Here is a 25,569-nt window from a genome sequence, read left to right as displayed (position 1 = left end):
GTGGGGGCGGGGCAGGCGGGCGCTAGCGCGGCTCGGGCGGCCGCTGGCGCGGCATGTTCGGCCGCGTCCCCGGCGGCAGCGGGAAGCGTCCGGGGGCGGGGGCCTCGGAGCGGGGGCCGCCCGGGACCGAGGACTGCATCACCAGCGGGGCCGGGCCGGAGCGGAACTCGACCATCCAGTCCGCCGTCTCGGAACGCACCAGCTCGGTCACGTCCTCGGAGAAGCGCCGCAGCACCCCGAGGCACCGCTCGGCCGCCTCGCTCGCCGTGCCGTCGGTGGGGCCGAGCACCTCGCGCACGCTCTCCGACGCCCAGTCGAACTGCAGCACCTGGAGCCGCCGCTGCACCGCCTGGGCCGTCGCCACATCCCTTATCCAGCCGGAGGTGAGGCCGAAGTACCGGTCGCACCCCATGCAGGCCACGGCCAGCAGCAGCGACAGATAGCCCCAGGCGGCCACCCCGCCGATCACCCCGGTCAGGTCGAGCAGCGGCAGCGCGGCCCCGGTGACCGCGCCCACCGCCGTACCGGCACGCAGTGCCCTGGCGCTCCGTCGCTTCCAGGCGCGGTCGCGCAGGTACCACTCGGCGGTGCGCAGTGCGCCCGCCTCCACCCAGCGGTAGAGCTCGTCCAGGCGCTCGGCGGGCTCGCCCCAGTCTCCGAGCGGAAACGGCCGCCCGGTGAGGTCACTGCGCCGTGCGGCTGCCTGTGCCGCTGCCGCGTCTCTGCCTTCGCCCCCGCCCTGCCCGCCCGAAGGTGGCACCTCGGGCTGCATCTCCGGCTGGCTCACCCGGCACTCCCTCGCTGATACGGACTGGGCAGCACCTTCCTACCGCCCAATGGGTGGCCGCGAGCCCGATTTCACGGCCTTTACCCCCGGAAGTGGCCCTTGATCAGGTATAGGCCGTGAGTGTGACTCACTCGAAAGAGTGCTGGGGCGCAGGGCCCCCTGAACACGTAGGCTCGTGTCGTCAGAGACATCGAAGATACCGATGACTCCGAAGACACCGAAGACGTCGAGTCCATCGAAAACGGAGCTGATCGTGATTCCCGGTGGTGGCCAGCCCAATATGCAGCAGCTGCTCCAGCAGGCCCAGCAGATGCAACAGGACCTCGCACGGGCTCAGGAGGAACTGGCGCAGACCGAGGTCGACGGGCAGTCGGGCGGCGGTCTGGTGAAGGCCACCGTCACCGGCTCGGGCGAACTGCGCGGCCTGGTCATCGACCCCAAGGCGGTCGACCCCGAGGACACGGAGACCCTGGCGGACCTGGTGGTCGCCGCGGTCCAGGCGGCGAACGAGAACGCGCAGGCGTTGCAGCAGCAGAAGCTCGGCCCGCTCGCCCAGGGCCTCGGCGGCGGTGGCATCCCCGGCCTTCCGTTCTGAATCGCCGTACCGGTGTCTTCTGAAGACCCCGGTACGGGGCCTACCGTACGTACCAACTGAACAACCAACCAACCGACCGACCAACCAACCAAGCAGGCAGAGCAGACGCAGCCAGCGGCCAGCAGAGAGCGGCTGGCGGTCACGGGAAAGGCAGTCCGTTGTACGAAGGCGTGGTCCAGGACCTCATCGACGAGTTGGGCAGGCTGCCCGGCGTCGGTCCCAAGAGCGCGCAGCGGATCGCCTTCCACATCCTGCAGGCCGAGCAGACCGATGTCCGCCGGCTCGCGCACGCGCTCCTTGAGGTCAAGGACAAGGTCCGCTTCTGTGCGGTGTGCGGCAATGTCGCGCAGGAGGATCAGTGCGGGGTCTGCCGTGACCCGCGCCGCGACCCGGCGATCATCTGCGTGGTCGAGGAGCCGAAGGACGTCGTCGCCATCGAGCGCACCCGTGAGTTCCGCGGCCGCTACCACGTCCTGGGCGGGGCGATCAGCCCGATCGAGGGCGTGGGTCCGGACGATCTCCGTATACGGGAGCTGCTGGCCCGGCTCGCGGACGGCGCCGTCACCGAGCTCATCCTGGCCACCGACCCCAACCTCGAGGGTGAGGCCACGGCCACGTACCTCGCTCGCATGATCAAGCCGATGGGCCTCAAGGTCACCCGCCTGGCCAGCGGACTCCCTGTCGGGGGAGATCTGGAGTACGCCGACGAGGTCACGCTGGGCCGTGCCTTCGAAGGGAGACGACTTCTCGATGTCTGACACGCCTGACACGCCTGACGTGTCTGAACCTGACGCCACTGGCGCGACCGGTACGCCCGTGGTGACCGGCACCGGCACCGACGCCCCCGGCGACGTGCCGCGCAAGGTGCACGCCTCGCTGCTGGACCCGGACGACTTCGCGGTCCAGATCGCCGACCAGGTCGAGAGCTTCATCGTCGCGGTCACGGAGGTCGCCAGGGGCGACGAGCCGGACTCCGCGGTCCCCTTCCTCCTGCTTGAGGTGTCACAACTCCTCCTTGCCGGTGGCCGGTTGGGCGCCCACGCGGACATCCTCCCGGACGAGCGGTACGAACCCGACCTCGGCCCCGAGGCCGATGTCGACGAACTCCGCGAACGCCTCGCCCTGCTGCTCGACCCGGTAGACGTGTACTCGGAGGTCTTCGACCCCTACGAGCCGCGCAAGGCGCCTGTCGCCTGCCGTATCTCGGACGACTTGGCCGATGTCATCGCCGACCTGCGTCACGGCATGGCCCACTACCGCGCGGGCCGCACCACCGAGGCCCTGTGGTGGTGGCAGTTCTCCTACTTCTCCAACTGGGGCTCCACCGCCTCCGCGGCCCTACGCGCCCTCCAGTCCCTGGTCGCCCACGTCCGCCTGGACCAGCCCCTCCAGGAACTGGACGGCCTGGACACCGACCAGGACCTCGCCGGAGAGGAAGAGCTCGCCGAGGAAGCGGGCCGCGTCATGGCCGAGGAACTCGCGGGCCCTCTGGGCCTCCGCCCCGCCCACTAGGCAACCGGGCCACCGGGCCGCCAAGCCACGAGTACCACTAGCCCCAACCAAGCCACGAGTACCAGTAGCCCAACCAGGCCACGAGCACCACTAGCCCGGCCGGGCCCTGGCACCAGTAGCCCAGCAGGGCCCGGCTCAGCTCGCCAAGCCCTGCTGGGGCTCGTGCTGCTGCCGCACATCACGCCAGTGCGTCCAGAGCAGGGACGACCAGCCCCAGATGCCGATCACTGCCACGGCGACCCTGGTCCAGAACCAGACGGACGTGGGGTCCGGGCTGCTGAGGATGTCGTAGACGAACCAGCAGTACATGACGCCGACCAGGACCTGGCCCCATATCAGCCCGCGGGCGGCACGCTTCGGCCTGGCGGGGCCGTCGGTGAGGCGCAGGGCGTAGATCTCGGGCGTCCCGAACTCGTCCGCCGCGTTGCCGCCCGATGACTTGAGGTGGTCGCGGGCCTCGGCGAGGCACAGCCGCACGGCCCGCGGGGGCAATCCGTGCCGCCCGCGCAGCAGGCCCGCCAGGCGCGCCAGCCACGCCTCGTCGTCGGCCGGCGGTATGGCCGCCGTCGCCCGCCGCCCGGCGAACCACCGCCCCGCGGTCTCGTCGGGCAGACGCCACCCCACGGCGCAGAGCAGCGCCCCGTAGGCGAACAGTGACGGCGCGGGTATCGACACCTGAGGGCCAGGCGGCAGTGACGTGAACCCGATGGCGCACGCCACGGCCAGTACCGGCGCACAGCCGATGGCGACCCAGGACGCGCGCAGCCGCCCTGCCGCGCGGAGCTCCGGGGTGACGCCGATCACCAGTACGAACAGCACCCCGAACAGCACTGAGGCGATCCCCGACGGCCAGCCGACCGAGAGCCAGAACCCCTCGCTGAGCCACAGGACTATGCCGAACAGGACCGTCTTGCCACCTGCCATCAGCAGGGCCGTCGTGAAGCGGCCCCCCGGCTCGAATCCTCTCAGGTCCACGGTGCTGCGATGCGCCTCGCCGACCCGCTCGGCCGCGACAGTCGCGGCGTACGCCACTGGGTCGCCGAGCAGTTCACGGACTGGCGCCCCCGACTCGACGGCCGTTTCGTGGGCCTCTGCCAGGACCTGTTCCGCCAGGCCCTTGGGAGCGCTGTGCCCCCAGGCCAGCGTGAATTCGAACTCGGCCGCCCACTTCTTGTCGTCGGCGGTCGGCCAGGACAGTTCCCGCTGCTGTTGGTCATCAGCAGTGTGCTTCATCTACTTCCCCCGTTCCCCTTCCCCGGTATCCCCTCGTACGCCCTGCGTCGCCGCCAGGCTGGTCACCACGGCGTCGAACTCCTGCCAGGCGCGGTACTCGATGGTCAGTCGCTCCCGCCCGGCCTCGGTGAGGCGGTAGTACTTGCGCCCCGGCCCGCCCTCGCCCGCGCTCCAGCGGATCTCGACGGCGCCCTCCTCCTCCAGTCTGTTCAGCGCGGGATAGAGCGTCGCCGCCTTGGCCGACGTCAGACCGGCTTCGCCGAGCTGCTGCAGCAGCGCGTAGCCGTAGCTCTCGCCCCGCTCCAGCATCCCGAGCAGGCACAGCGGCAGCGCCGCCCGCAGCCACGCCGAGCTGAACTCCGGCATTCTGCCTCGCTTCCTCGACTAGTTGTGATTTCAGAGTAGTGGACGCATCGGACATCTGTCCACGGTGCACGCACGGCAGACGCAGCAGACGCAGCAGACGCAGCAGACGCGGGAGGCACGGCAGGCGCGGCAGACACAGATGGCCCCCGCCGCGAGTGCGGCGGGGGCCACTCCCGGTGTGAGCACGGCCACTTTCCGGAGTGGTCGGCTCCGAAGCGGGAAGGTGCGGATCTGGAGCGGGTCGGGCCCACCCCGAAGCGATCACGTTGTGAGCGGGATGTCTCACGATGTGGTATAGGCGGGGCGGAAACCGGCCGCTCGTTAGACTGAGCCGACCGCAGAACGTATTGAGCTAGGAGCGCACGTGGGCCTTGTCGTGCAGAAGTACGGAGGCTCCTCCGTAGCCGATGCCGAAGGCATCAAGCGGGTTGCCAAGCGCATCGTAGAGGCCAAGAAGAACGGCAACCAGGTGGTTGCCGTGGTCTCCGCGATGGGCGACTCGACGGACGAGCTGATCGATCTCGCAGAGCAGGTGTCACCGATCCCTGCCGGGCGCGAGCTCGACATGCTGCTGACCGCGGGAGAGCGGATCTCCATGGCCCTGCTGGCCATGGCGATCAAAAACCTGGGCCACGAGGCCCAGTCGTTCACCGGTAGCCAGGCAGGTGTCATCACCGACTCGGTCCACAACAAGGCGCGCATCATCGATGTCACGCCGGGCCGCATCCGCACCTCGGTGGACGAGGGGAACGTGGCCATCGTCGCCGGGTTCCAGGGCGTGTCCCAGGACAGCAAGGACATCACCACGCTGGGCCGCGGTGGCTCTGACACCACCGCCGTCGCGCTGGCCGCTGCCCTGGACGCCGACGTCTGCGAGATCTACACCGACGTGGACGGCGTCTTCACCGCCGACCCGCGCGTGGTGAAGAAGGCTCGTAAGATCGACTGGATCTCCTTCGAGGACATGCTGGAGCTCGCCGCCAACGGCTCCAAGGTGCTGCTGCACCGGTGCGTGGAGTACGCACGCCGCTACAACATCCCGATCCACGTCCGGTCGTCCTTCTCGGGGCTGCAGGGCACCTGGGTCAGCAACGAACCGCCCGTAAGCAAGCAAGGGGACCAGCAGGTGGAGCACGCGATCATCTCCGGAGTCGCCCACGACGTATCCGAGGCCAAGGTCACGGTCGTCGGCGTTCCGGACAAGCCGGGCGAGGCCGCGGCGATCTTCCGCGCCATCGCGGACGCCGAGATCAACATCGACATGGTCGTGCAGAACGTCTCGGCGGCCGCCACCAGCCTCACTGACATCTCTTTCACGCTGCCCAAGGCGGAGGGCCGCAAGGCCACCACCGCACTGGAGAAGATCAAGGCGTCGGTCGGCTACGAGTCGCTGCGTTACGACGACCAGATCGGCAAGATCTCGCTGGTCGGCGCGGGGATGAAGAGCAACCCGGGCGTCACCGCGCAGTTCTTCGAGGCGCTCAGCGACGCGGGCGTGAACATCGAACTGATCTCGACCTCCGAGATCCGTATCTCGGTGATCACGCGCGAGGACGACGTCGTGGCGGGCCTGCGGGCCGTGCACACCTCGTTCGGCCTGGACAGCGAGTCCGACGAGGCCGTGGTCTACGGAGGCACCGGCCGATGACCGGCTACGGGCCGACGGCCCGTTACGGAGGCACCCGCCGATGACCGACAACCGGTCCGCCCCGACACTCGCCGTCGTCGGGGCGACCGGCGCCGTCGGCACGGTGATGCTCCAGATCCTGTCCCAGCACGCGGACATCTGGGGCGAGATCCGCTTGATCGCCTCGCCGCGCTCCGCGGGCAGAAAGCTCACGGTGCGCGGCGAAGAGGTCGAGGTGATCGCCCTCTGTGAGGACGCCTTCGACGGCGTCGACGTCGCGATGTTCGACGTACCGGACGAGGTCTCCGCCCAGTGGGCGCCGATCGCCGCCGCCAAGGGCGCGGTGGTCGTGGACAACTCCGCCGCGTTCCGGATGGACCCGGACGTGCCGCTGGTAGTACCTGAGGTCAATCCGCACGCGGCGCGGGTCCGCCCGCGCGGCATCGTGGCCAATCCCAACTGCACCACCCTGTCGATGATCGTCGCGGTGGGCGCGCTGCACGCCGAGTTCGGTCTGCGCGAGCTGGTCGTCTCCTCGTACCAGGCGGTGAGCGGGGCGGGGCGCGCCGGCGTGGACGTACTGCGTCAACAGCTGGAACTCGTGGCCGGTACGGAGCTGGGGACGACCCCTGGTGACGTACGCCGGGCCGTGGGGGACAACACCGGGCCCTTCCCCGAACCGATCGCGCTGAACGTCGTGCCGTGGGCCGGGTCGCTCAAGGAGGACGGCTGGTCGTCCGAAGAGCTCAAGGTCCGCGACGAGTCCCGCAAGATCCTGGGGCTGCCTGGGCTGCGGGTGTCCGCGACCTGTGTCCGGGTCCCCGTGGTCACGACCCACTCGCTGACCGTGCACGCCCGCTTCGAGGGCGAGGTGACCGTGGACCGCGCGCACGAGATCCTCTCCACCGCGCCCGGCGTCGTGCTTTTCGACAATCCCGCCGCGGGCGAGTTCCCCACGCCCGCCGACGTGGTCGGCACCGATCCGACCTGGGTGGGCCGGGTGCGCCGGTCGCTCGACGACCCCACGGCGATCGAGCTCTTCGTGTGCGGGGACAATCTGCGTAAGGGTGCGGCGCTGAACACCGCCCAGATCGCCGAGCTGGTGGCCGCCGAGCTCGGCTGAGACCGGCTGAGACCGGCTGAGACCGGCTGAGACCGGCTGAGACCGGCCGAGACCGGCCGAGACCGGCTGATCACTGGAGCTGATCACCGGCCTGGCCGGATATCGGAGTCCGTTGCCCGGATTCGTTTGTAGGATCTGCGTAAGTCGCGGGCCCGATTCAATGGTCTAGTCCACTTGAACTTGATCGTCGGTCCGGTCAATGATTCTCTCCCCGTCCTGCGCAACCGTGCGCGAGGCGGGGAGCGTCTTTGCGGTCGCCCTTCCAAGGTGCCGTGGCGAGTAGGGCATGATCGCGGCAGAGGGGTGGGGTACGTATGACGGCATGTGAGGTGACGCCACATGGGGCGTCCGGCACAAAAACGCTGCCCGACGCGTACAACCCTGACGGGGGGACGTGTGTCCAACAGGCGTGGCAGAGGTTCTGGAGTTCCCGATGGCGCGCGTCGGCGGCGCGGCCGTACGACCGCAGTCGCCTCCCCGTGCGCCCAAGACCCGGGGCCGCGCGGCGGTCGGCGGTGGCATGCCGGTGATCGCGCCTATGCCCGCGTCGCGGCCCGGCCAGATCCCGTCCCAGCGTCCGGGCGCTGAGGGCGCCATGGCGGCGGGCACCACAGTCGACCACCTCACCGAGACCTACCGCGCCCACTACCGCTCGCTGCTCGGCCTCGCCGCCCTGCTCCTCGACGACACCGCCTCCTGCGAGGACGTCGTACAGGAGGCCTTCATCCGCGTGCACTCCGCGCGCAAGCGGGTGCGCGAACCCGAGAAGACCCTCGCCTACCTGCGGCAGACCGTGGTGAACCTCTCCCGGTCCGCGCTGCGTCGCCGCATCCTCGGCCTCAAGCTGCTCTCCAAGCCGATGCCGGACATGGCGAGCGCGGAAGAGGGCGCGTATGACCGCATGGAGCGGGAAGAGCTGATCAAGGCGCTGCGCGGGTTGCAGCGCCGGCAGCGCGAGGTGATCGTCCTGCGATACTTCCAGGACATGACGGAGGCTCAGGTCTCCGAGGTGCTGGGGATATCCGTCGGCTCGGTGAAGGCGTACGGCTCCAGGGGCATCAAGGCGCTGCGCGTCGCCATGGAGGCGTCGACATGACCGGCGACGAGCGACATGAGCGGGACGAGCGGCGTGAGCGGGACGAGCGGCGTGAGCGGGACGAGCGGCGTGAGCGGGACGAGCGGCGTGAGCGGGACGAGCGGCGTGACGGGCACGATCCGCGCGAGCGGCACGGGCGATTTGGGTGGTACAGGCGCAATGGGCATGAAAGCCGCGAGGACCAGCAGCACGACGAGGGCTGGGCAGTGAGCAACGGACCTCAGCAGACCCCTCGGGGTGAGTCCGGCGATCCGTCGGAGCCGGGTGGCCTGGGTGAGCCCGGTGGTCTGGGGCCGGACGAGCTGGCCCTGCGCCGCCTGCTGCACGAGGCCGTTGAGCAGGTCGAACCGTCCGACGACGCCCTGGACCATCTGCGGCAGGCGGTGCCGGCGCGCCGGGCGCGCAAGCGGCAGGCCCTCGTCGGCGCGGCGGCCGCGGCGCTCTTCCTCGGCACGGCGATTCCCGCGCTGATCCATGTCACCGACTCCCCGGGGTCGTCCAACGCCAATCCCTCCGCGGTCGGCCACAGCTCGCAGGTGCCCGGCGGTTCGGGGGACAGCCAAGAGTCGGGCCAGCCGACGGGCGGCGGCGGTGCGACCCAGGGCCAGGACGACGGGGGCAAGAGCAAGGACAAGGGCAAGACCGAGAAGGACAAGGGCGACAAGGAGAAGGGCAAGGGCGACAAGGACGCCGACCCGGAGAAGCCTGGCGAGGGCGCGTCCAGCGGCGTCGCCCAGCCCACCGAGTCCGGGGCCGCCACGCTGCCCACCTGCGTCGCGAGCCAGCTGGGCGAGGCGTCCGCGAACGTCCGTGAGCCCGGTGAGAGCGGCAAGGTGTACGGCGCCTTCCACATCTCCAACATCTCCGACAGCGCCTGCGTGGTCGGCGGCGACGGCAGTGTCGTCTTCGCGGCACGGGGCGAGGCGAACCCGGACAAGATCAGCGTGGAGGACCACTACGCGGGCGGTCCGGCGGCGACCATGCTGCCCGACCCGTCGGCGGAGCGGAGCAGCCTGGTCCTCCAGCCGGGCTCGCGGTTCAAGGTGGAGTTCGGCTGGGTGCCTTCGCAGGGCTGTGTCAGCCCGGACCCCTCTCCCGACCCGTCGCCCACGAACGACGACTCAGGCGGCGTCGGCGGCGACAGCGGTGGCGGCGACGGCAGCGGCGGCGGTACGGAGCAGTCCGGCACGGAGACGCAGCTCGGCAGCGAGGCGGACGGGGATTCGGGCCGGGTGCAGCTCACGTACACGGCGGAGCCCGGTGTGCCGAGCGTGGAGACGACGATCCCCAACGCCTGCGCCGGGACCGTCTACCGCACGGCCGTGCTCGAGGGTGCCTACTAGGGTCCTGTCCGACCCGGGTCAGGGCGCGGCGACTTCTCGCTGGGGCTCTTCGGTTACGAGGCCGAGTTCCGCGTCCCTGGCCGACTCGGCCTCGCGCCGGAAGAGGCGGAACCACATGAAGAGCACAAACCCGGCGAAGATAAACCACTCACCGGTGTAGCCGAGGTTCTGGAAGGCCTTGATGTCCAGGCCGCTGCCCTTCGGCGCGGTCGGCGGCACCGCCGTCATCTTGCCCTCGGCCTGCTCCACCGTGACCCAGGCGTCGTACACGTCGTACGGCAGCAGGTTCACCAGGGTCGCCGCGCTGATCGCCCCGAGCTGGCCATCGGGCAGCCCCGCGGCCGGACGCACGCCACCGGCGCCGGTGGACTCGGAGGCCTGCAGCGCACCGGTCACGGTGGCCTCGCCCTCGGGTGGCGCGGGCACCCGCGCGTCGGCGGGGTCCCCGGGCAGCCAGCCGCGTACGACGGGCAGGGCCTTGCCCCCGTCGGTCTTCAGCAGCCCCAGGACGTAGAACCCGTCCTTGCCGTCCAGCTTCCGGTCCGGGACCAGCAGTTGCCGGTCCCAGCGCCCGTGTGCGGTGGCCCGCTTGCCCGAGGTCTCCTGGTCCACCGGCAGCAGGTCGGCCAGCGGCCTGGCCCGCTCGCGGGCGGCCGCCTCGCTCTGTCGCTCGGCGCTGCGGTGGTTGTCGACACGGTCCTCGAACCGGCCGAGCTGCCAGGACCCCATGAACACACAGAAGGGGATGGCCAGCACGACGAAGAGGTTGATCCCCCACCACCGTGGAGTCAGCAGAAACCGGTACACCCCACCCACGGTACGGGCCCCTGCGACGCCCCGGCGCCGCAGGGGTGCACTCCGTCCCTACTCGACGGCCGCCAGGTAACGCTGCGCGAAGTCGATCTCCAGCTTGACCTGCTTGATCCGCTCTTCCACGACCAGTGACCCGTGCCCCGCGTCATAGCGGTACACCTCGTGCACGGCCCCGCGCCCGGCCAGCCGGTCCACGTAGTTCTCGACCTGCCGGATCGGGCAGCGCGGGTCGTTCACGCCCGCCGAGATGTAGACCGGCGCCTTGACCTGGTCCACGTACGTCAGCGGCGACGACGCGGCGAACCGCTCCGGGACCTCCTCAGGCGTACCGCCCAGGAGCGTGCGGTCCATCGCCTTCAGCGCCTCCATCTCGTCGTGGTACGCCGTGACATAGTCCGCCACCGGCACCGCCGCGAGGCCCAGCGCCCAGGCGTCCGGCTGGGTGCCGAGCCCGAGCAGCGTCAGATATCCGCCCCAGGAGCCACCGGCGAGCACCAGCTTCGCCGGGTCGGCGAGCCCGGAGGCGATCGCCCACTCGCGCACCGCCGCGACGTCCTCAAGCTCGATCAGGCCGACCCGGTGCTTGAGCGCGTCCGTCCACTCCCGGCCGTACCCCGTGGAGCCCCGGTAGTTGACGCGTACGACCGCGTAGCCGTGGTCCACCCACGCCGCGGGTCCGGAGGCGAACGAGTCGCTGTCGTGCCAGGTCGGACCGCCGTGGATCTCGAAGACGCACGGGAACGGGCCGTCCCCCGCGGGCTTCTGCACCAGCGCGTGGATACGTCCGCCAGGGCCCTCCACCCACGCGTCCTCGACCGGCACCGAGTCCGGCGCCTTCATCCCCGGCGGGTCGAGCACGGTCCCCCCGGCCGTCGAGCGGACCTGGGGCGGGTGCGCCGCCGACGACCACAGGTACTCGACGGTGCCGTCCGGACGCGCGGTCGCGCCCGAAACCGAACCCACCGGCGTCTCGACGCGGACCAGCTCGCCGGAAGCGAAGTCGTACCGCCACAGGTCGCCGCGCGCCTCGAAGCCGTGCCCGATGAGCAGCCCGGAGCCGTCCGGATACCACTCGGCGCTCACATCGCCCGGCAGGTCGAGCGAGAGCTCCGTCTCGGTGCCCGTCGCCACGTCCCACACCATGGGCTCCCAGCGGCCCCGCCGCTGGTGCGCGACGAGCAGCCGGGTGTCGCCGTCCACCGGAGCGAAGCCGAGCACGTCCAGGCCCAGCTCCTTGGTGCCGCCCTTGGTGTCGTCCAGCTCGGCCACCGTGGTGCCGTCGAGCGTGACCACCCGCAGCGCGGAGTGCATCGCGTCGCCGTGCTCGGTGTGCTCCAGGGCGATCAGGGAGCCGTCGTGCGACAGGTCCCCGACCCCGGCCGACTCGCGGTGGCGGTAGATCTCGGCGGGTGCGGTGCCGCCTCGTACGACATGGACGGTCGAGCCCTCGTCGTCGGTGGAGCGCCCCACCACCACCGGCCCCGCGGCCCGCCCGATCGCAAGACCGGCCGGATACGACGGGTCGAGGCCCGGCACCGCGATCTCGTCGGCGCCGCCCTCGAAGGGCTGGCGCATCCAGACGCCGAACTCGTCCCCGTCCTTGTCGTTGAACCACCAGATCCAGGCGCCGTCGGGCGAGAGGGTGCCGTCCATGGTGCCGTTCGGACGGTCGGTGACCTGGCGCTGCTCGCCGGTCGCCCGGTCCCATGCGTACAGCTCGAACGTGCCCGTCGCGTTGGACACGAACAGCGAGCGGTCCGGTGCGTCCTCAGCCCACTCCGGCAGTGACACACGCGGCGCCCTGAAGCGCTTCTCCCAGTCCGGCATCTCAGCAGTCATGGACCCCATAGTGCACGCCGGAGCCGACATCCCGTCGGCGAGGCCCCCAGCCTGTGGATAACTTTCCGGCCGGGCGGCGATTGTCAGTGCCGCCGTGCACACTCGCCGTATGACTGCATCGAGTACATCGAGTACATCGAGTACATCGAAGAGTGCGGCGAACGAGCTGCGCGAGACGGTGAAGACCTACTGGGCGGCGGCCGAGGCGCGCGACTGGGACACCGTCGCGTCCACGCTCGCCGATGACGTCGTGTACGACCTGCCGCAGACCCGCGAGCGGATCATCGGCAAGGAGAAGTACCTCCGGTTCAACCGCGAGTATCCGGGCGACTGGCATGCGCGGATCGAACGCATCGTGGCCGACGGCGACCAGGTCGTCACCTGGGTACGGGTCACCGTCGGCCTGGAGGAGATGTACGCCATCGCCTTCTTCACCGGCGACCAGCAGGGCCGGATCAAGGCGCACGACGACTTCTGGCCGGAGCCGTACGAGCCTCCGCTCGGCCGCGAGCATCTGGTCGAGCGGTACTGACGCGCCCGCCGACGGCGCGGGTCGGGTGGCGCGGGTCGGGTGGCGCGGGTCGGGCGGCGCGGCTACTGGTGCGGACGCGGGTGCCGGGCTGTCAGCGGTTGCCCTGGCGCCGGGCCTGCGCCCTCTGCTGCATACCCCTGGCCTTCGCGGAGATCGACTTCACCTCGGGCGCGGTGCCCTTCCGGCGTGCCTGGGCTTCGGAGATCTTCGACTGCTGGGGGTCCTTGGGGTTGTTGTGGGCACCCTTGGCCATGATCGACTCTCCTCCTCGCGTCGGAGTGCTAGTCGGAGTACTTACAGGACCTACTTTCCCCCCGCAGCCCGGGATCGGCATCTGGATCAGTGGCCCTGCTCGGGCTGGTCGATGAGGTCCGCCAGGCCGAGGCCGGGGAGGCGTGCGGGGTCGGCGAGGATGTCCATCGCGACGATCTTTCCGCGGCTGATGGTGTACGCGGCGATCGCCATCGGCTTGCCGCCCGGCGCCGTGACGACCCCCAGGGACCCGTTGACCAGCACCAGGTGCCAGGACCCGGCCGTCCAGCGGAACGCCATCGCGTGCGTCGCCACGGTCGCCGCACCGCGGACCAGCTTGGAGGCCCAGGGGGTGCCCGCGGGCACCGCGCTGCCGCTGTCGGCGCGCAGGACGACGTCCGGGTCGAGCAGCGAGACCAGGGTCTCGAAGTCTCCGTCGCGCGCGGCGGCGAGGAAGGCGTCGACGACCTTGCGCTGGAGCGTCAGATCGCGTTCGGGTGCCGGGGCGGGGGCCTGGCCCTGCACCCGGCGCCGGGCGCGGCTGGCGAGCTGCCGGGTCGCGGCCGTGGTGCGCTCCACCACGGGGGCGATGGCGTCGAAGGGCACGGCGAACAGGTCGTGCAGGACGAAGGCGAGCCGCTCGGCGGGGGCCAGCGTGTCCAGTACCACCAGCATGGCCAGGCCGACCGAGTCGGTGAGCAGCGCCGCCCGCTCGGGGTCCCCGCCGTCCGCTCCCTCCGTTCCGTCCGTGCTGTACACGCGGCTCACGATCGGGTCGGGGATATGCACCTCCAGCGGCTCCTCGCGCCGTGCGGTGCGTGAGCGCAGCATGTTCAGGCAGACCCGGCCGACGACCGTGGTCAGCCAGCCGCCCAGGTTCTGGACTTCGCTGGTGTCGGTACGGCTGAGCCTGATCCAGGCCTCCTGGACGGCGTCCTCCGCCTCACTCAGCGAGCCGAGCATCCGATAGGCGACGGCCCGTAGATGCGGGCGGTGCTCCTCGAAACGCTCCGCCAACTCCCGCTCGTCGACTGACTCATCCGTCGCGTCCATCGCGGCGTCCCTCGGGGCGTTCATTGTGGCGTCCATGGGGCTGCATCCTCCAACTCGTACAGCACGGGCGCGAATCAGCGGACCTTCCGTTGCCGGCCGTACGGCCACACCTTCGCACCGGACGCGATCATGGCGTACACCCTGCTGCACGTCCACACGATTCGGCACCGTCCGACGCTCGCCCTCAGTCGAACGGCAGTACGCTGGAGCCAAGGCCCTGACACCCGGGGTGATGGTTATGCACACCCGTTTTGAGCCCGACCGCCAGCTGACCGCCCGCATGGTGCTCACGATGTTCCTGCTCGGTCTGCTCTACGTGGCGTTCGTCGCCGCGCTGATCGTGGTGCTGAAGTCGCTTGTCCTGGTGGTGGTCATCGCCGCCGGACTGCTGGCCGCGCAGTTCTGGTACTCCGACAAGATCGCCCTGTACGCCATGCGCGGCAGGCTCGTCAGCCGCGAGGAACAGCCCGAGCTGTACGGAATCGTCGACCGGCTCTGCGCCACCGCCGACATGCCCGCGCCGAGGGTGGCCGTGTCCAACATGGACATGCCCAACGCGTTCGCCACGGGACGCAACGCCGACCACGCCGTCGTCTGCGTCACCACCGGACTGATGCGCCGCCTGGAGACCGAGGAGCTCGAAGGCGTACTCGCCCATGAGCTCTCCCATGTCGCGCACCGCGACGTGGCGGTGATCACCATCGCCTCGTTCCTGGGCGTGCTCGCCGGGCTGATCGTCCGCTTCGCCCTGTACTCCCATCTGTTCGGCGGCCGTGGGCGGGACCAGAGCACCGCGGCGATGATCGTGATCGTCATGGCGGTCGCCGCCACGGTGTACGCGGTCAGCTTCGTGCTCATCCGGGCGCTGTCGCGCTACCGCGAACTGGCCGCCGACCGCGCCGCGGCCATGCTCACCGGGAAGCCCTCCGCACTGGCCTCGGCGCTGACCAAGATCAGCGGTGACGTCGCCCGTATCCCCACCAAGGACCTGCGCACCGCGCAGGCGTTCAACGCGTTCTTCTTCACCCCCGCTGTCCGCCCCGGCTCGGCGCTGTCCGGGATGCTCTCCACGCACCCCAGCCTGGAGCGCCGCCTGGAAGCGCTCGGGGAGATCGCCGCGCGGCTGAGCGGACCAGGACAAGGCCTAGGGCCAGGACAGGGGCCAGGACAAGAACCAGGACAGGGGCAGGGACCAGGGCAGGGGCCAGGATCGGGATCGGGACCGGGCGGAGGCTGATGTCACGTGGGCTTCTGGGACACGCTCTTCGGCCGCACCAAACCGGTGCGGCCGGACTTGGACCAGCTCTTCGGGCTGCCGTCGGCGGCCATCACCCTCCAGGCGGCCACCCGCTTCACCCCGACCGGCCTGGGCTCGGTCTGCTTCGCGAGCCTCGAAGGGGGCGCCTTCGCCGAGGTCCAGCGGGAGGTACGCACCCTGCTGGACGCGGACGCCGAACGCGGCGACGTGCCGGTGGAGTTCAGCCGCGACTCGTACGGCTACTCGTGGCTGCTCTCCCGCCGCGCCCCGGAGGACCTGCCCGCCCTGGTCAACGACCTGCATGCGGTGAACAGCACGCTTCAGGACAGCGGCTTCGGCCCCCAACTCCTGTGCTCCCTGGTCTCCTTCCAGGAGTCAGGCGATCAGGCGCGCCCCCTCGCGCTGGTCTACCTCTACAAGCGGGGCACCTTCTACCCCTTCGCCCCGCTGCCCGGCGAGAAGCGCGACAACCCGCTGGAACTCCAGGTCAAGGCGATGCTCAAGGACGACCTGCGCGTCGAAGAGGACCTGTCCCGCTGGTTCCCGCTGTGGGGCGCGCCTGGCCTGTGAGCCGCAGGAAGCGGCATGGGCCGTGCGTGGCTTGTTCGCACCGTGCGCGCCGAGTTCCTTACGTCGCCCTGACGGGCTGGAGCTAGGATCACGGTGTGATTACGGCCTGGTCACCCTCCGGAGCGCAGCGGAGTCGCCCATCGGCGATTCCGCTCCGTCTGCTGGGGCTGGGCCTGATGCTCCTCGGCCTGCTGTATATGCACGCGGCGAGTCCTGAGGCCACGGTGGGGCACCTGCGCGCGGACGGAGCTGTCGCACACTCCGTCGGCGAGCTGCCCGGCGCCGAGCGCGAGAGGCAACAACACGGCGGTGACGGGCAGCAGCACACGGCCACCGCGGGCGAGTGTGAGCTCGGCCAGCCGCCGTCCGGCCCCGACGTGGATGTGCCGTGCCTGTCCCCGCTGAGTACGGAAGCGGTGGACCCGGCCCCGTATGCCGAGCATGTCCATCACCCGGCGGCGGTACGGGGCTTCGTCGCCCCGATATCGCACGCGGCGGAGTCTCCGGTTCTGCGTATTTAGGTCAACGCCCCTTGTTCGGCGGACGCCTCACCTCGCGTGCGGCCCGCCGACCGGGCGTCTGACCTCCCCTGGCTGCCGTTCTGCGCGTGCTGCGGGGATGGTTCGACGGCTCGTAGCCCGTCACCCTCCCCACCCGCGAACGAGAGCGAACAGATGCACTCCCTGACCACGAGTGACTTCACTTCCACGGGCTCCAGCCTCCAGGGGCTCGTCGGCAACACCCCCCTGCTGAGGGTGTCCCAGCCCTTCACCCCGCCCGACCGGGGTTTCTGGGCCAAGCTGGAGGGCTTCAACCCCGGCGGCATAAAGGACCGCCCGGCCCTGCACATGGTGGAACGGGCCCGCGCCCGGGGCGATCTGCTGCCCGGCCGCCCCATCGTCGAGTCGACCAGCGGCACCCTGGGCCTGGGCCTCGCCCTGGCCGGGATGGTCCACGGCCACCCCGTCACCCTCGTCACCGACCCGGGCCTGGAGCCGTCCATGACCCGGCTGCTCGCCGCGTACGGTGCCACGGTCGACATGGTGCCCGAGCCGCACCCCGCCGGTGGCTGGCAGCAGGCCCGCCGTGACCGCGTCGCCGAACTCCTCGCGCGACAGCCTGGCGCCTGGTGCCCCGACCAGTACGGCAACCCCGACAACGTCTCCGCCTACACCCCGCTCGCCCTCGAACTCGCCTCCCAGCTGGGCCATATCGACGTACTCGTCTGCAGCGTCGGAACCGGTGGCCACTCGGCGGGCATCTCGCGTGTCCTGCGCCAGCTGTACCCGGCGCTGCGCCTGGTGGGTGTGGACACCGTCGGCTCGACCATCTTCGGCCAGCCCGCCCGGCCGAGGCTGATGCGCGGACTCGGCTCCAGCATCTACCCACGCAATGTCGCGTACCAGAACTTCGCGGAGGTGCACTGGGTGGCCCCCGCCGAATCCGTGTGGTCCTGCAGGCAGTTGGCGACCTCGCACTATGCGACGGGCGGCTGGAGCGTCGGCGCGGTGGCGCTGGTCGCGGGCTGGGCCGCCCGTACGCTGCCGCGGGACGCGCGCATCGTCGCGGTCTTCCCCGACGGGCCGCAGCGCTACCTGGAGACGGTCTACGACGACGGGTACTGCGCCGAACACGGGCTGCTCGGCACGGCCCCGGCGCCCGAACCGGAGGTGGTGGGCCGCCCGGACGAGAAGGAGGTCACGCGCTGGACCCGCTGCGCCCGGGTGACCGACCCGCAGACGTCGACCGACTCGCAGACGTCGACCGACCCGCAGACCTCGTCCGCCGCGACCGAGGGAGAGGCACGGTGAAGCGGACGATCTCCCAGGTCCGTTCCTACGACCGCAGCGTCCAACTCCTCCTGGTGAACCAGTTCACCATCAACCTCGGCTTCTACATGCTGATGCCGTACCTGGCACAGCACCTCTCCGGCTCCCTCGGCCTGGCCGGCTGGCTGGTCGGATTCGTCCTGGGCGTACGGAACTTCAGCCAGCAGGGCATGTTCCTGATCGGCGGCACCCTCGCCGACCGGTTCGGCTACAAGCCGCTGATCGTCGCCGGCTGCGTCCTGCGTACGGTCGGATTCGCGACGCTGGGCCTGGTGGACTCGGTACCCGCGCTGCTCGCGGCCTCCGCGGCGACCGGTTTCGCGGGGGCACTCTTCAACCCCGCCGTACGCGCCTATCTGGCGGCGGACGCGGGGGAGCGCCGGGTCGAGGCGTTCGCGCTGTTCAACGTGTTCTACCAGGCGGGCATCCTGCTCGGGCCGCTGGTCGGGATGCTGCTGACCGGCGTCGACTTCCGGGTGACCTGCCTCGTATCGGCGACGATCTTCGCGCTGCTCAGCGTCGTCCAGATCCGGGCGCTGCCGCCCCGCAGGGCACACGACGACACCAAGGGCTCCACCGACGGCGTACTGACGCAGTGGCGCGGCGTCCTGGCCAACCGCCCCTTCCTCCTCTTCTCCACCGCCATGATCGGCTCGTACGTCCTCACCTTCCAGGTCTATCTGGCCCTGCCGCTGGAGGTACGACGGCTGGGTGGGGAGAGCGCGTTCACCACCGTCGCCGTGGCGCTGCTCTTCGCCGCGTCCGGTCTGGCCACGATCGTCGGCCAGACCCGGGTGACCGCCTGGTGCAAGGGGCGACTCGCGCCCGGCCGCGCCCTGACCTGGGGCCTGCTCATCATGGGAGCGGCGTTCCTGCCACTGCTCGCGGCGACGGCGGTACCCGTCCCCGACGCCGGGACCGGCCGCTGGCTGCTCGCCGCCGTCCCGCCGACGCTGGCCGCGCTGCTGCTGGCCCTGGGCACGATGATCGCGTACCCCTTCGAGATGGACACGATCGTCCGCCTCTCGGGCGACCGCCTGGTCGCCACGCACTACGGCCTCTACAACACCATCTGCGGCATCGGCATCACCCTGGGCAACCTGCTCACCGGCGCGGCTCTCGACGCCGCCCGAGCGGCAGGCCTCTCCGCGCTCCCCTGGCTGGCCCTGCTCACCCTGGGCCTGGCCTGCGCGGCCGCCCTGTACGGCCTGCACCGCACCGGGCGCCTGACCCACGCCCCGTCCGAACCGCACCCCGCGCCGGCCTGACCAGCTCGGTATGAAGCCCGAGCGGCCCGGCTCAGTGATGGAAGCCGGGCTGCTCGGGCGTGCCCGTGCCGATGCCGCCCGACAGGCGCTCCACGGCCGCGCGGATGTCCTGCGACAGCAGGGCGATCTTGTCGTGGCTGATGCCGTGCCGGATCAACACCCGCTGGATGACTGTGTCGTCGCGCTTGGGCGGCAGCGGATACGCGGGCACCTGCCAGCCGCGGCGGCGCAGCTGGTCGGTGAGGTCGTACAGGCTGAAGCCTGCGCTCGCCGGGTTGGTGAGTGTGTACGAGACGGCGGGCAGCGCGCCGCGTCCGTCGTACAGGAGGGTGAACGGGCCCATGGTGGCGATGTCCTGGGCCAGCGCCTGGGCGGTGTCGGCGGCGGCCTGGTAGATCCGGCGGTAGCCCTCGCGGCCGAGCCGCAGCAGGGTGTAGTACTGGGCGACGATCTCGCCGCCGGGGCGGGAGAAGTTGAGGGCGAAGGTGGGCATGTCCCCGCCGAGGTAGGTGACCTGGAAGATGAGCTCCTCCGGGAGTAGATCGGCCGACCGCCACACCGCCCAGCCGACCCCCAGCGGGGCCATCCCGTACTTGTGCCCGGAGGCGTTGATCGAGGCCACCCGCGGCAGCCGGAAGTCCCACTCCAGGTCGGGGTGGAGGAACGGGGCGATGAACCCGCCGCTGGCGGCGTCCACATGGACCGGGACGTCCCAGCCGGTGTCGGCCTGGATGGCGTCCAACTCCGCGGCGATCTCCTTCACCGGCTCGTAGTCGCAGGTGTACGTCACACCCAGGATGGCGACCACGCCGATGGTGTTCTCGTCGACGTACGCGCGCAGTTGGTGCGGCCGCAGCCCGGTGGCGCCCTCCTCCAGGGGCACTTGGCGCAGCTCGACGTCGAAGTAGCGGGCGAACTTCTCCCAGCACACCTGGACCGGACCGCACACCAGGTTCGGCCGGTCGGCCGCCTGGCCCGCCGCCTGGCGGCGCTTGCGCCAGCGCCACTTCAGCGCCAGTCCGCCGAGCATCGCCGCCTCGCTGGAGCCGGTGGTGGAGCAGCCCATGGTCGAGTGGCCCTCGGGGGAGTGCCACAGGTCGGCGAGGATGTGCACACAGCGGGACTCGATCTCCGCGGTCTGCGGGTACTCGTCCTTGTCGACCATGTTCTTGTCGAGGCACTCGTCCATCAGCGTGTGCACCTCGTCCTCGGACCAGGTGGTGCAGAACGTGGCCAGGTTCTGCGAGGCGTTCCCGTCGAGCGCCAGCTCGTCGCGGATCAGCGCCCGTACCGCTCGCGGGTCCGACGGCCTGTCCGGCATCCGGAACTTCGCCAGCGCCCGCTCACTGATCGGCAGCGCGTACACGTCGTCGTACTGCTCCGCTGTGCCCCGGTCGGTCTGATGCAGGCCCACGACCGTGTCCTTTCACCGTGCTGCTCGTACCGCCTGACCGTGCTGCTCGTACTGCCTCACCGTGCGGCTCGTACTGCCTCACCGTGCTGCTCGTACTGCCTCACCGTGCGGCTCCTACCGTCGATCGTCGGCGTACGCAGCGAGTACGGCGCGCCGTGCGGACCCTCCCTGAGCCGCTCGGGTGACCTGCGTGGCCGCGTCGTAGCAGGTCGTGGCCGCGACAGGGCGGTGGGGCGGGCATAGCCTGAAGATATTGGGACGCTCCTACGCTAGGAGATGAGCGTCATGACATTCGTGCAGGTCATCGACTGCAAGACAAGCCGCATCGACGAGCTGAACCGGGTGATGGACAGCTGGGCCGAGGCCACCAAGGGGAAGCGGACCGCCACGCACGCGATCATGGGGCAGGACCGCGCCGACGCGTCGCATGTCGTGGAGATCGTGGAGTTCCCCTCGTACGAGGAGGCGATGAAGAACTCGCACCTTCCCGAGACCAACCGGATCTTCGAGGAGATGGTGGCGCTGTGTGACGTGGCGCCGACCTTCACCGATCTGGACGTCGTACGGGACGAGCAGCTCAACAAGGACGCGGTACGGCGGTTCTTCGAGGAGGTCGTGAACGCCGGCAACCTCGACGCCGCGGACGCGCTGTGTACCGCGGGCTACCGCGAGCACGACCCGTCCCTGTCGTCCTACGACATCGGTCTTGAACAGGCCAAGCGGGAGAACGCGGAGATCATGAGGGCCTTCGAGCCCCAGGTCGTCATCGAGAGCATGGTCGCCGAGGGCGATCACGTGTGCGTGCGGTTCTCCCACAAGGGTCGGCACGTCGCCGCGTACCAGGGCATCGAGGCCACCAACCGGGACATCGCTGGAACCGGCCACTGCACCTTCCGCTGCGAGGGCGGCAAGCTGGCCGAGAGCTGGTGGAACCTCGACGACCTGGGGCTGATGCAGCAGCTGGGCGTCATGGAGGGCTAGGCCCCTAGGGGGCCTGAGGCTAGGGGCCCTGAGCGGTCCTGTAGCGAACGGGTTGGCTCCCGTACCGCATGGGCGCATGGGGTGGCTCCCGCACCGCATGGGGTGCGGTGCGGGAGCGCGGTCGGTGCGGGTCGTCGCGCTCAGGTGTTCTCCTTCCCCTCAGGCGTTCTCCTTGCGCGCCGCCAGTAGCGGCCTCAGGGCGATCAGCGCCCCGATGACGAAGACGGCCGTCGCCAGGTAGATGAGGCCGAGATGGCCGATGGTGTCCAGGCCGTACGGGTAGTGGGCGGGCAGGGCGACGGCCAGTCCGAGTACGGGAACGGCGACCGCGGTGACGTAGGCCCACAGGAGGCCGCGGCGTACGCCGAACCACGCAAGCGCCAGGGTGGCGAGACCGGCGGCCGCGATGAAGCCGGACACGGCGATGTGCAGATGCGAGATGTACTCGTACAGGTCGGGGCTGAACGCCTTGATCTCGGACTTGCCGACGTCGACCTCGCTGTGACCGATCCCCAGCTCCAGGAACGATCCGGTGAAGTTGCGGACGAAGAAGATCACCGCGTATCCGATGAATCCCAGGCCGGCGAGCGCCATCAGACCGGAGCCGAGGCGGAGCGCGCTCTGGCTGGTCGCGGCCGGGGGCGTGGTCTGGTGGGTGGTGATGTGGGACATGGCTGCCTCCTCGGCAGGCGAGCGGTGGAAGAAGTGGTCAGCGGGGGCGGGGGCCAGGCCCGGGCCCGGTGCCGGGCTTGGCCGCGAGCAGCGAGATGCTCTTGACCCCGTACCGGGCGCTCGCTCCGACGGCTCGGGAGGAGAGGAAGGTGTACGGGTTCTCCCGGATCTGGAGGATCTTCAGCCCGGCGGCCTCGATCATGTGACGGTAGGTGTCCTGCTGAGCGGCTCCGCCGATGCACGAGGCCCACAGGTCGGCGTCGGCGGTGATCGCGTCGGTGAGCTGCTGTTCGGTGACGATGTCGGCGATCGCCAGCCGGCCACCGGGGCGCAGGACGCGCGCGGCTTCGGTGAACACCCGCTGTTTCCGGGGCGAGAGGTTGATGACGCCGTTGGAGATCGCGCAGTCGAAGGACTCGTCCGCCACGGGTAGGTTCTCGATCCGGCCCTCCACGAACTCGATCGCGGGGCCGGGATTGGGACTGGGGCCAGTGCCGGTGCCGGGGCCGGGGCTGAGACCCAGCTGTCCTGCCAGCTGTCCTGCCAGTCGTCGCGCCTTGCCGAGCTGTTCGAGGGTGAAGTCGACGCCGACCACGCGGCCACCCGTCGGCCCGACCTGCAGTGCGGCGCAGAAGGCGTCCATTCCTGAGCCGCTGCCCAGGTCGATCACATGCTCCCCGGGGCGGAGAGCGGCGAGGCCGAAGAAATAGCCGACACCGGCGAAGGATTCGACGGCTTCCGCCGGGACCTGGTCGAGCAGGTCGGCGGGGTAGCCGAGGCGGTCGGCGAGTTCCCGGCCCATTTCGAAGTGATAGGGGCGCTGGGGTTCCTCGGCCACATGCCGGTAGAGCTCTTTGACTTTGACTTCAAGCGCCTCGGTGTCCACTGCGGTCATGGTCTCCACCACCCATGGGGGGTTCTTGGGGGCTTGGGGTTCTTCGGGGTCTTGGGGTCTTGGGGTCTTGGGCCCGCTCGTGCTTCTGGTCATGGAGACGGCTGCGTGCCGAGCGTTATTGCATCTGGGCGAAACGCAATAAAATGGGCGCCGGGGTCGTCTACTGGATGTGATGCCAGTGCAGATCGCCGAGGCGGATCGAACGGAGCGAGCGGATCGAAGGGAAGCCTTCCGCGGACTGGTCTGCGGGCAGCTTCCCCGCCTCTACTGGGTGGCCCGGGCCCTTGTCGGCGACGACGCCGAGGACGCGGTACAGGACTGCATGGTCAAAGCGTTCGAGAAGTTCGACCAGTTGAAGAACCCCGAGGCGGGCGCCGCATGGCTGCGGAGCATCCTGGTCAACTGTTGTCGCGACCGCCTTCGGGTCACGGCCAGGCAGCCGGACTCGGTGGAATTCGAGGAGGCCGAGAACTTCTCGCTCTTCCGCAAGATCGCGTACGAGGATCCGTTCCCGTACTCGGACTCACTGCATCTGGACTTTCTTCATGAATTCGGTCGGGAGGACGTACACGCCGTGCTGCGCCGGCTGCCCGAGCTCTACCGGGTCCCACTCGTCCTGGTCTATATGGACGGGTTCCTGGCCAGGGAGACGGCCGCGATCCTCCACGTACCGCTGGGAACCGTGCTCGCGCGCCTGCACCGGGGGCGGAAGCTGTTCGAAAGGCAGATGTGGGACTACGCGCAGGAGAACGGACTGCTGAATGAGGTGCCACGTTGATCACTTGCTCGGACGCGGTGATGCGGCTCTGGGAGTACCTCGACGCCACGGTCGGCCAGACCGAGCGCGAGGAGGTGGAGGCGCACCTGTCGCTGTGCCAGCGCTGCTGCGGTGAGCTGGAGTTCGCTGTCGAGCTGCGGCGGCTGCTGGCCGCGTCGGGTCGCAAGGACATCCCGGCCGACGTCCTGCGGCGCCTGAACCAGACGCTGAACCAGACCTTGAACGAGCCACCGAACGAGCCACCGAACGAGCCCCCGAACCAGTCCCTGAACGAGCCGCCGAACGAGACCTGAACGAGTCCCCGAGGGAGTTGGACTGATGAGCCGGGACCTGATGCACAGCGCCGAAGTGAAGCAACTGGTCAAGGACGCCTACCGGAACATCCCCGCCACCACCGCCGCCGTGGCCCACAAGCTCTACCGCGCCGAGGAGTTGGCCCAGGTTCCGCAGCGCGCGATCGAACGCGCCCTCGGCGTGGCCGACCACCTACGCTTCGCCGCGATCCGCCCCGGTGAGACCATCCTCGATCTGGGCTGCGGTGGCGGCATCGACACGATCCTGGCCGCCAGGCGCACCGGCCCCGCCGGCCGGGTGATCGCTCTCGACTTCCTGCCCGAGATGCTCCGGCGCACCGCCCGCGCGGTAGCCGAGGCGGGTCTGGACAACGTGGAGACCCTGGAAGGGGAGATGGAGGCCATCCCGCTCCAGGACGATCGGGTGGATCTCATCATCTCCAACGGCGTCATCAACCTGTCGCCCAGAAAGGCGAGGGTGGTGGCCGAGTGCGCACGGGTCCTCCGCCCCGGAGGGAGACTCTGCGTATCGGACCTCACGGTCGGACAGGACGAGCTCCCACCCGAGATCCTGACCCAGCCGACCGCGTGGGCGGGCTGCGTGGCCGGCGCGCTGGCCGAGGACGAACTCGTACGAAAGCTTGAGCGAGCGGGCTTCCAGAACATCCACGTCCCGTACCGGCAGCCGATGAGCGTCGCCGACTGCGAGCTGTATCCCCTCTTCAGCCCGGAGACGATCCGCCTGATGAGGGAGCTCATCCCACCGGAGAAACAGCAGGCTGTGGCCGTCTCGATCGTCGTCCGCGCGGACTACGCGGGCAGGGGCCCCGCGCCCGCACACCCGTGACGCTGGACACAGCGCCGGGCCAACCTGGCCGCCGCGGTCTGCCGCACGGCCCGAGACCGCGGCACCTTCTCGCCCCGCCTCCAGATCATCGACTCCGCACCACTCGACCAGCTCGCCGACCCGGCCACCAAGCCTTCCCCGATCGCCAAGCCGCTGCTCACCCCCCACCTCATGCGGATCTTCACGGCCGCCTACGTCCCGGACCCCGCCGACCGCGCCCATCGACTCGTCTCGCCCGCCCTGGCCGACGACCTGGCCGGACTGCCTCCCGCACTGGTCATCACCGCCGAGCACGACCCGCCTGCGCGACGAGGGCGACGCCTACGCCAAGGCCCTGAACGCCGCAGGCGTCCCGGTCACCCACCGCGTCTTCGAAGGCGTCGACCACTACTTCACCCACACCGGCCCAGTGCCCACCGGGAAGCAGGCCATCGAGCTGATGGCCACCACCCTGCGCACCGCACTCAGCACCTGAAGCCGACCGACCGCGTACGCAGGGGCGCCCTTGGCCAACCTTGCCGCGGCCGTTACGGGTCCGTGAGCTACGTCCTGCAGACTTGCGCCATGCCCCGCCGCCCCCGCCGCCCCCGCCG

The 25,569-nt window shown here is 70.2% G+C and carries 27 protein-coding genes and 1 pseudogene; 18 read left to right on the top strand and 10 right to left on the bottom strand.

Going from position 1 to position 25,569, the window contains the following annotated elements; translation table 11 throughout:
* Positions 1-22: 22 nt before the first annotated feature.
* Entirely contained in the window at positions 23-787 is a 765-nt protein-coding gene (locus U9R90_RS15675) for an SLATT domain-containing protein (RefSeq protein WP_411057051.1), read from the bottom strand.
* Positions 788-1,040: 253 nt separating this feature from the next.
* Here U9R90_RS15675 and U9R90_RS15670 point away from each other — a divergent pair, with 253 nt between their 5' ends.
* The 3 genes from U9R90_RS15670 to U9R90_RS15660 all read left to right on the top strand — a co-directional run bounded on the left by U9R90_RS15670 (position 1,041) and on the right by U9R90_RS15660 (position 2,894).
* Positions 1,041-1,382: a YbaB/EbfC family nucleoid-associated protein gene (locus U9R90_RS15670; RefSeq protein WP_411057050.1), complete on the top strand. Its 342-nt coding sequence runs from the start codon at positions 1,041-1,043 to the stop codon at positions 1,380-1,382.
* Positions 1,383-1,540: 158 nt separating this feature from the next.
* A complete protein-coding gene (gene recR, locus U9R90_RS15665) occupies positions 1,541-2,140 on the top strand; it encodes a recombination mediator RecR (protein WP_411057049.1) in 600 nt (199 codons plus the stop codon).
* A gap of 19 nt (positions 2,141-2,159) precedes the next feature.
* Positions 2,160-2,894: a DUF5063 domain-containing protein gene (locus tag U9R90_RS15660; protein WP_411057048.1), complete on the top strand. Its 735-nt coding sequence runs from the start codon at positions 2,160-2,162 to the stop codon at positions 2,892-2,894.
* Between the two features lie 135 nt (positions 2,895-3,029).
* On the opposite strand, the gene U9R90_RS15655 is transcribed toward U9R90_RS15660, so the two are convergent.
* Both U9R90_RS15655 and U9R90_RS15650 read right to left on the bottom strand, forming a co-directional pair.
* Complete coding sequence (locus U9R90_RS15655) at positions 3,030-4,127, bottom strand: hypothetical protein (protein WP_411057047.1); 1,098 nt, start codon at positions 4,125-4,127, stop codon at positions 3,030-3,032.
* Positions 4,128-4,493: a PadR family transcriptional regulator gene (locus U9R90_RS15650; RefSeq protein ID WP_411057046.1), complete on the bottom strand. Its 366-nt coding sequence runs from the start codon at positions 4,491-4,493 to the stop codon at positions 4,128-4,130.
* Positions 4,494-4,857: 364 nt separating this feature from the next.
* Here U9R90_RS15650 and U9R90_RS15645 point away from each other — a divergent pair, with 364 nt between their 5' ends.
* The 4 genes from U9R90_RS15645 (at position 4,858) to U9R90_RS15630 (ending at position 9,682) form a co-directional block, all read left to right on the top strand.
* Positions 4,858-6,141 (top strand): aspartate kinase, encoded by a 1,284-nt coding sequence (locus tag U9R90_RS15645; RefSeq protein ID WP_411057045.1) that lies wholly within the window; start codon positions 4,858-4,860, stop codon positions 6,139-6,141.
* Positions 6,142-6,181: 40 nt separating this feature from the next.
* Positions 6,182-7,243, top strand: coding sequence for an aspartate-semialdehyde dehydrogenase (locus U9R90_RS15640; protein ID WP_411057044.1), 1,062 nt, complete (start codon positions 6,182-6,184; stop codon positions 7,241-7,243).
* A 433-nt stretch (positions 7,244-7,676) separates the two neighbouring features.
* On the top strand, positions 7,677-8,339 hold the full coding sequence (locus U9R90_RS15635) for a SigE family RNA polymerase sigma factor (RefSeq protein WP_411057755.1): 663 nt from the start codon (positions 7,677-7,679) through the stop codon (positions 8,337-8,339).
* Positions 8,336-9,682: a hypothetical protein gene (locus U9R90_RS15630; protein WP_411057043.1), complete on the top strand. Its 1,347-nt coding sequence runs from the start codon at positions 8,336-8,338 to the stop codon at positions 9,680-9,682. Before U9R90_RS15635 ends, U9R90_RS15630 begins: the two co-directional genes overlap by 4 nt.
* Positions 9,683-9,700: 18 nt before the next feature.
* Here U9R90_RS15630 and U9R90_RS15625 read toward each other — a convergent pair whose 3' ends face one another.
* Entirely contained in the window at positions 9,701-10,489 is a 789-nt protein-coding gene (locus tag U9R90_RS15625; protein WP_411057042.1) for an SURF1 family protein, read from the bottom strand.
* 57 nt (positions 10,490-10,546) lie between these two features.
* Entirely contained in the window at positions 10,547-12,334 is a 1,788-nt protein-coding gene (locus U9R90_RS15620; protein ID WP_411057041.1) for a S9 family peptidase, read from the bottom strand.
* Between the two features lie 109 nt (positions 12,335-12,443).
* Here U9R90_RS15620 and U9R90_RS15615 point away from each other — a divergent pair, with 109 nt between their 5' ends.
* Entirely contained in the window at positions 12,444-12,866 is a 423-nt protein-coding gene (locus tag U9R90_RS15615) for a nuclear transport factor 2 family protein (RefSeq protein ID WP_411057040.1), read from the top strand.
* Between the two features lie 91 nt (positions 12,867-12,957).
* Here the strand turns inward: U9R90_RS15615 and U9R90_RS15610 are convergent, their stop codons facing one another.
* Positions 12,958-13,119: a hypothetical protein gene (locus tag U9R90_RS15610; protein ID WP_411057039.1), complete on the bottom strand. Its 162-nt coding sequence runs from the start codon at positions 13,117-13,119 to the stop codon at positions 12,958-12,960.
* An 86-nt stretch (positions 13,120-13,205) separates the two neighbouring features.
* Entirely contained in the window at positions 13,206-14,207 is a 1,002-nt protein-coding gene (locus tag U9R90_RS15605; protein WP_411057038.1) for a sigma-70 family RNA polymerase sigma factor, read from the bottom strand.
* A 202-nt stretch (positions 14,208-14,409) separates the two neighbouring features.
* Between U9R90_RS15605 and htpX the strand changes: the two genes are divergently transcribed.
* The 5 genes from htpX (at position 14,410) to U9R90_RS15580 (ending at position 19,096) form a co-directional block, all read left to right on the top strand.
* The gene (gene htpX, locus U9R90_RS15600; protein ID WP_411057037.1) at positions 14,410-15,408 is read left to right on the top strand and encodes a zinc metalloprotease HtpX; all 999 of its coding nucleotides are present in this window, start codon (positions 14,410-14,412) and stop codon (positions 15,406-15,408) included.
* A 6-nt stretch (positions 15,409-15,414) separates the two neighbouring features.
* The gene (gene pspAB, locus U9R90_RS15595) at positions 15,415-15,999 is read left to right on the top strand and encodes a PspA-associated protein PspAB (RefSeq protein WP_411057036.1); all 585 of its coding nucleotides are present in this window, start codon (positions 15,415-15,417) and stop codon (positions 15,997-15,999) included.
* Between the two features lie 95 nt (positions 16,000-16,094).
* Positions 16,095-16,520 carry a hypothetical protein gene (locus U9R90_RS15590; protein WP_411057035.1) on the top strand — a complete coding sequence of 142 codons (426 nt, stop codon included), beginning with the start codon at positions 16,095-16,097 and terminating at the stop codon, positions 16,518-16,520.
* A 153-nt stretch (positions 16,521-16,673) separates the two neighbouring features.
* Positions 16,674-17,810 (top strand): PLP-dependent cysteine synthase family protein, encoded by a 1,137-nt coding sequence (locus tag U9R90_RS15585; protein WP_411057034.1) that lies wholly within the window; start codon positions 16,674-16,676, stop codon positions 17,808-17,810.
* Complete coding sequence (locus U9R90_RS15580) at positions 17,807-19,096, top strand: MDR family MFS transporter (RefSeq protein WP_411057033.1); 1,290 nt, start codon at positions 17,807-17,809, stop codon at positions 19,094-19,096. The genes U9R90_RS15585 and U9R90_RS15580 overlap by 4 nt, the downstream gene beginning before the upstream one ends.
* Before the next feature lie 31 nt (positions 19,097-19,127).
* On the opposite strand, the gene U9R90_RS15575 is transcribed toward U9R90_RS15580, so the two are convergent.
* Positions 19,128-20,510: a glutamate decarboxylase gene (locus tag U9R90_RS15575; protein ID WP_411057032.1), complete on the bottom strand. Its 1,383-nt coding sequence runs from the start codon at positions 20,508-20,510 to the stop codon at positions 19,128-19,130.
* Positions 20,511-20,795: 285 nt separating this feature from the next.
* On the opposite strand from U9R90_RS15575, the gene U9R90_RS15570 reads away from it, so the two are divergent.
* The gene (locus tag U9R90_RS15570) at positions 20,796-21,491 is read left to right on the top strand and encodes an ester cyclase (RefSeq protein ID WP_411057031.1); all 696 of its coding nucleotides are present in this window, start codon (positions 20,796-20,798) and stop codon (positions 21,489-21,491) included.
* A gap of 159 nt (positions 21,492-21,650) precedes the next feature.
* Here the strand turns inward: U9R90_RS15570 and U9R90_RS15565 are convergent, their stop codons facing one another.
* The gene (locus U9R90_RS15565; RefSeq protein WP_411057030.1) at positions 21,651-22,163 is read right to left on the bottom strand and encodes a hypothetical protein; all 513 of its coding nucleotides are present in this window, start codon (positions 22,161-22,163) and stop codon (positions 21,651-21,653) included.
* Between the two features lie 37 nt (positions 22,164-22,200).
* On the bottom strand, positions 22,201-23,058 hold the full coding sequence (locus tag U9R90_RS15560; protein WP_411057029.1) for a methyltransferase domain-containing protein: 858 nt from the start codon (positions 23,056-23,058) through the stop codon (positions 22,201-22,203).
* A gap of 172 nt (positions 23,059-23,230) precedes the next feature.
* On the opposite strand from U9R90_RS15560, the gene U9R90_RS15555 reads away from it, so the two are divergent.
* The 4 genes and pseudogenes from U9R90_RS15555 to U9R90_RS15540 all read left to right on the top strand — a co-directional run.
* Positions 23,231-23,836: an RNA polymerase sigma factor gene (locus tag U9R90_RS15555; protein ID WP_411057028.1), complete on the top strand. Its 606-nt coding sequence runs from the start codon at positions 23,231-23,233 to the stop codon at positions 23,834-23,836.
* Positions 23,833-24,129, top strand: a complete 297-nt coding sequence (locus U9R90_RS15550; protein WP_411057027.1) for an anti-sigma factor family protein — start codon at positions 23,833-23,835, stop codon at positions 24,127-24,129. Before U9R90_RS15555 ends, U9R90_RS15550 begins: the two co-directional genes overlap by 4 nt.
* Before the next feature lie 25 nt (positions 24,130-24,154).
* Positions 24,155-24,976: a methyltransferase domain-containing protein gene (locus U9R90_RS15545; protein ID WP_411057026.1), complete on the top strand. Its 822-nt coding sequence runs from the start codon at positions 24,155-24,157 to the stop codon at positions 24,974-24,976.
* 4 nt (positions 24,977-24,980) lie between these two features.
* Positions 24,981-25,451: pseudogene (locus U9R90_RS15540) on the top strand (alpha/beta hydrolase fold domain-containing protein); the annotation flags it as partial.
* Positions 25,452-25,569 lie beyond the last annotated feature (118 nt).

This window comes from Streptomyces sp. E11-3 (assembly GCF_046540415.1).
Lineage (GTDB): Bacteria > Actinomycetota > Actinomycetes > Streptomycetales > Streptomycetaceae > Streptomyces.
Note: the sequence above shows the minus strand (reverse complement) of the source record. Positions and strands in the feature narration are given on the sequence as shown.

Excerpts from the sequence above, each read along its gene's own strand:
- U9R90_RS15650 (WP_411057046.1), bottom strand. The coding sequence starts at position 4,493 with ATGCCGGAGTTCAGCTCGGCGTGGCTGCGGGCGGCGCTGCCGCTGTGC.
- htpX (WP_411057037.1), top strand. The coding sequence starts at position 14,410 with ATGCACACCCGTTTTGAGCCCGACCGCCAGCTGACCGCCCGCATGGTG.
- U9R90_RS15545 (WP_411057026.1), top strand. The coding sequence starts at position 24,155 with ATGAGCCGGGACCTGATGCACAGCGCCGAAGTGAAGCAACTGGTCAAG.
- U9R90_RS15560 (WP_411057029.1), bottom strand. The coding sequence starts at position 23,058 with ATGACCGCAGTGGACACCGAGGCGCTTGAAGTCAAAGTCAAAGAGCTC.
- U9R90_RS15655 (WP_411057047.1), bottom strand. The coding sequence starts at position 4,127 with ATGAAGCACACTGCTGATGACCAACAGCAGCGGGAACTGTCCTGGCCG.
- U9R90_RS15570 (WP_411057031.1), top strand. The coding sequence starts at position 20,796 with ATGACATTCGTGCAGGTCATCGACTGCAAGACAAGCCGCATCGACGAG.
- U9R90_RS15615 (WP_411057040.1), top strand. The coding sequence starts at position 12,444 with ATGACTGCATCGAGTACATCGAGTACATCGAGTACATCGAAGAGTGCG.
- U9R90_RS15635 (WP_411057755.1), top strand. The coding sequence starts at position 7,677 with ATGGCGCGCGTCGGCGGCGCGGCCGTACGACCGCAGTCGCCTCCCCGT.
- U9R90_RS15620 (WP_411057041.1), bottom strand. The coding sequence starts at position 12,334 with ATGACTGCTGAGATGCCGGACTGGGAGAAGCGCTTCAGGGCGCCGCGT.
- U9R90_RS15630 (WP_411057043.1), top strand. The coding sequence starts at position 8,336 with ATGACCGGCGACGAGCGACATGAGCGGGACGAGCGGCGTGAGCGGGAC.
- U9R90_RS15555 (WP_411057028.1), top strand. The coding sequence starts at position 23,231 with ATGCCAGTGCAGATCGCCGAGGCGGATCGAACGGAGCGAGCGGATCGA.
- U9R90_RS15610 (WP_411057039.1), bottom strand. The coding sequence starts at position 13,119 with ATGGCCAAGGGTGCCCACAACAACCCCAAGGACCCCCAGCAGTCGAAG.
- U9R90_RS15585 (WP_411057034.1), top strand. The coding sequence starts at position 16,674 with ATGCACTCCCTGACCACGAGTGACTTCACTTCCACGGGCTCCAGCCTC.
- U9R90_RS15605 (WP_411057038.1), bottom strand. The coding sequence starts at position 14,207 with ATGGACGCCACAATGAACGCCCCGAGGGACGCCGCGATGGACGCGACG.
- U9R90_RS15565 (WP_411057030.1), bottom strand. The coding sequence starts at position 22,163 with ATGTCCCACATCACCACCCACCAGACCACGCCCCCGGCCGCGACCAGC.
- U9R90_RS15640 (WP_411057044.1), top strand. The coding sequence starts at position 6,182 with ATGACCGACAACCGGTCCGCCCCGACACTCGCCGTCGTCGGGGCGACC.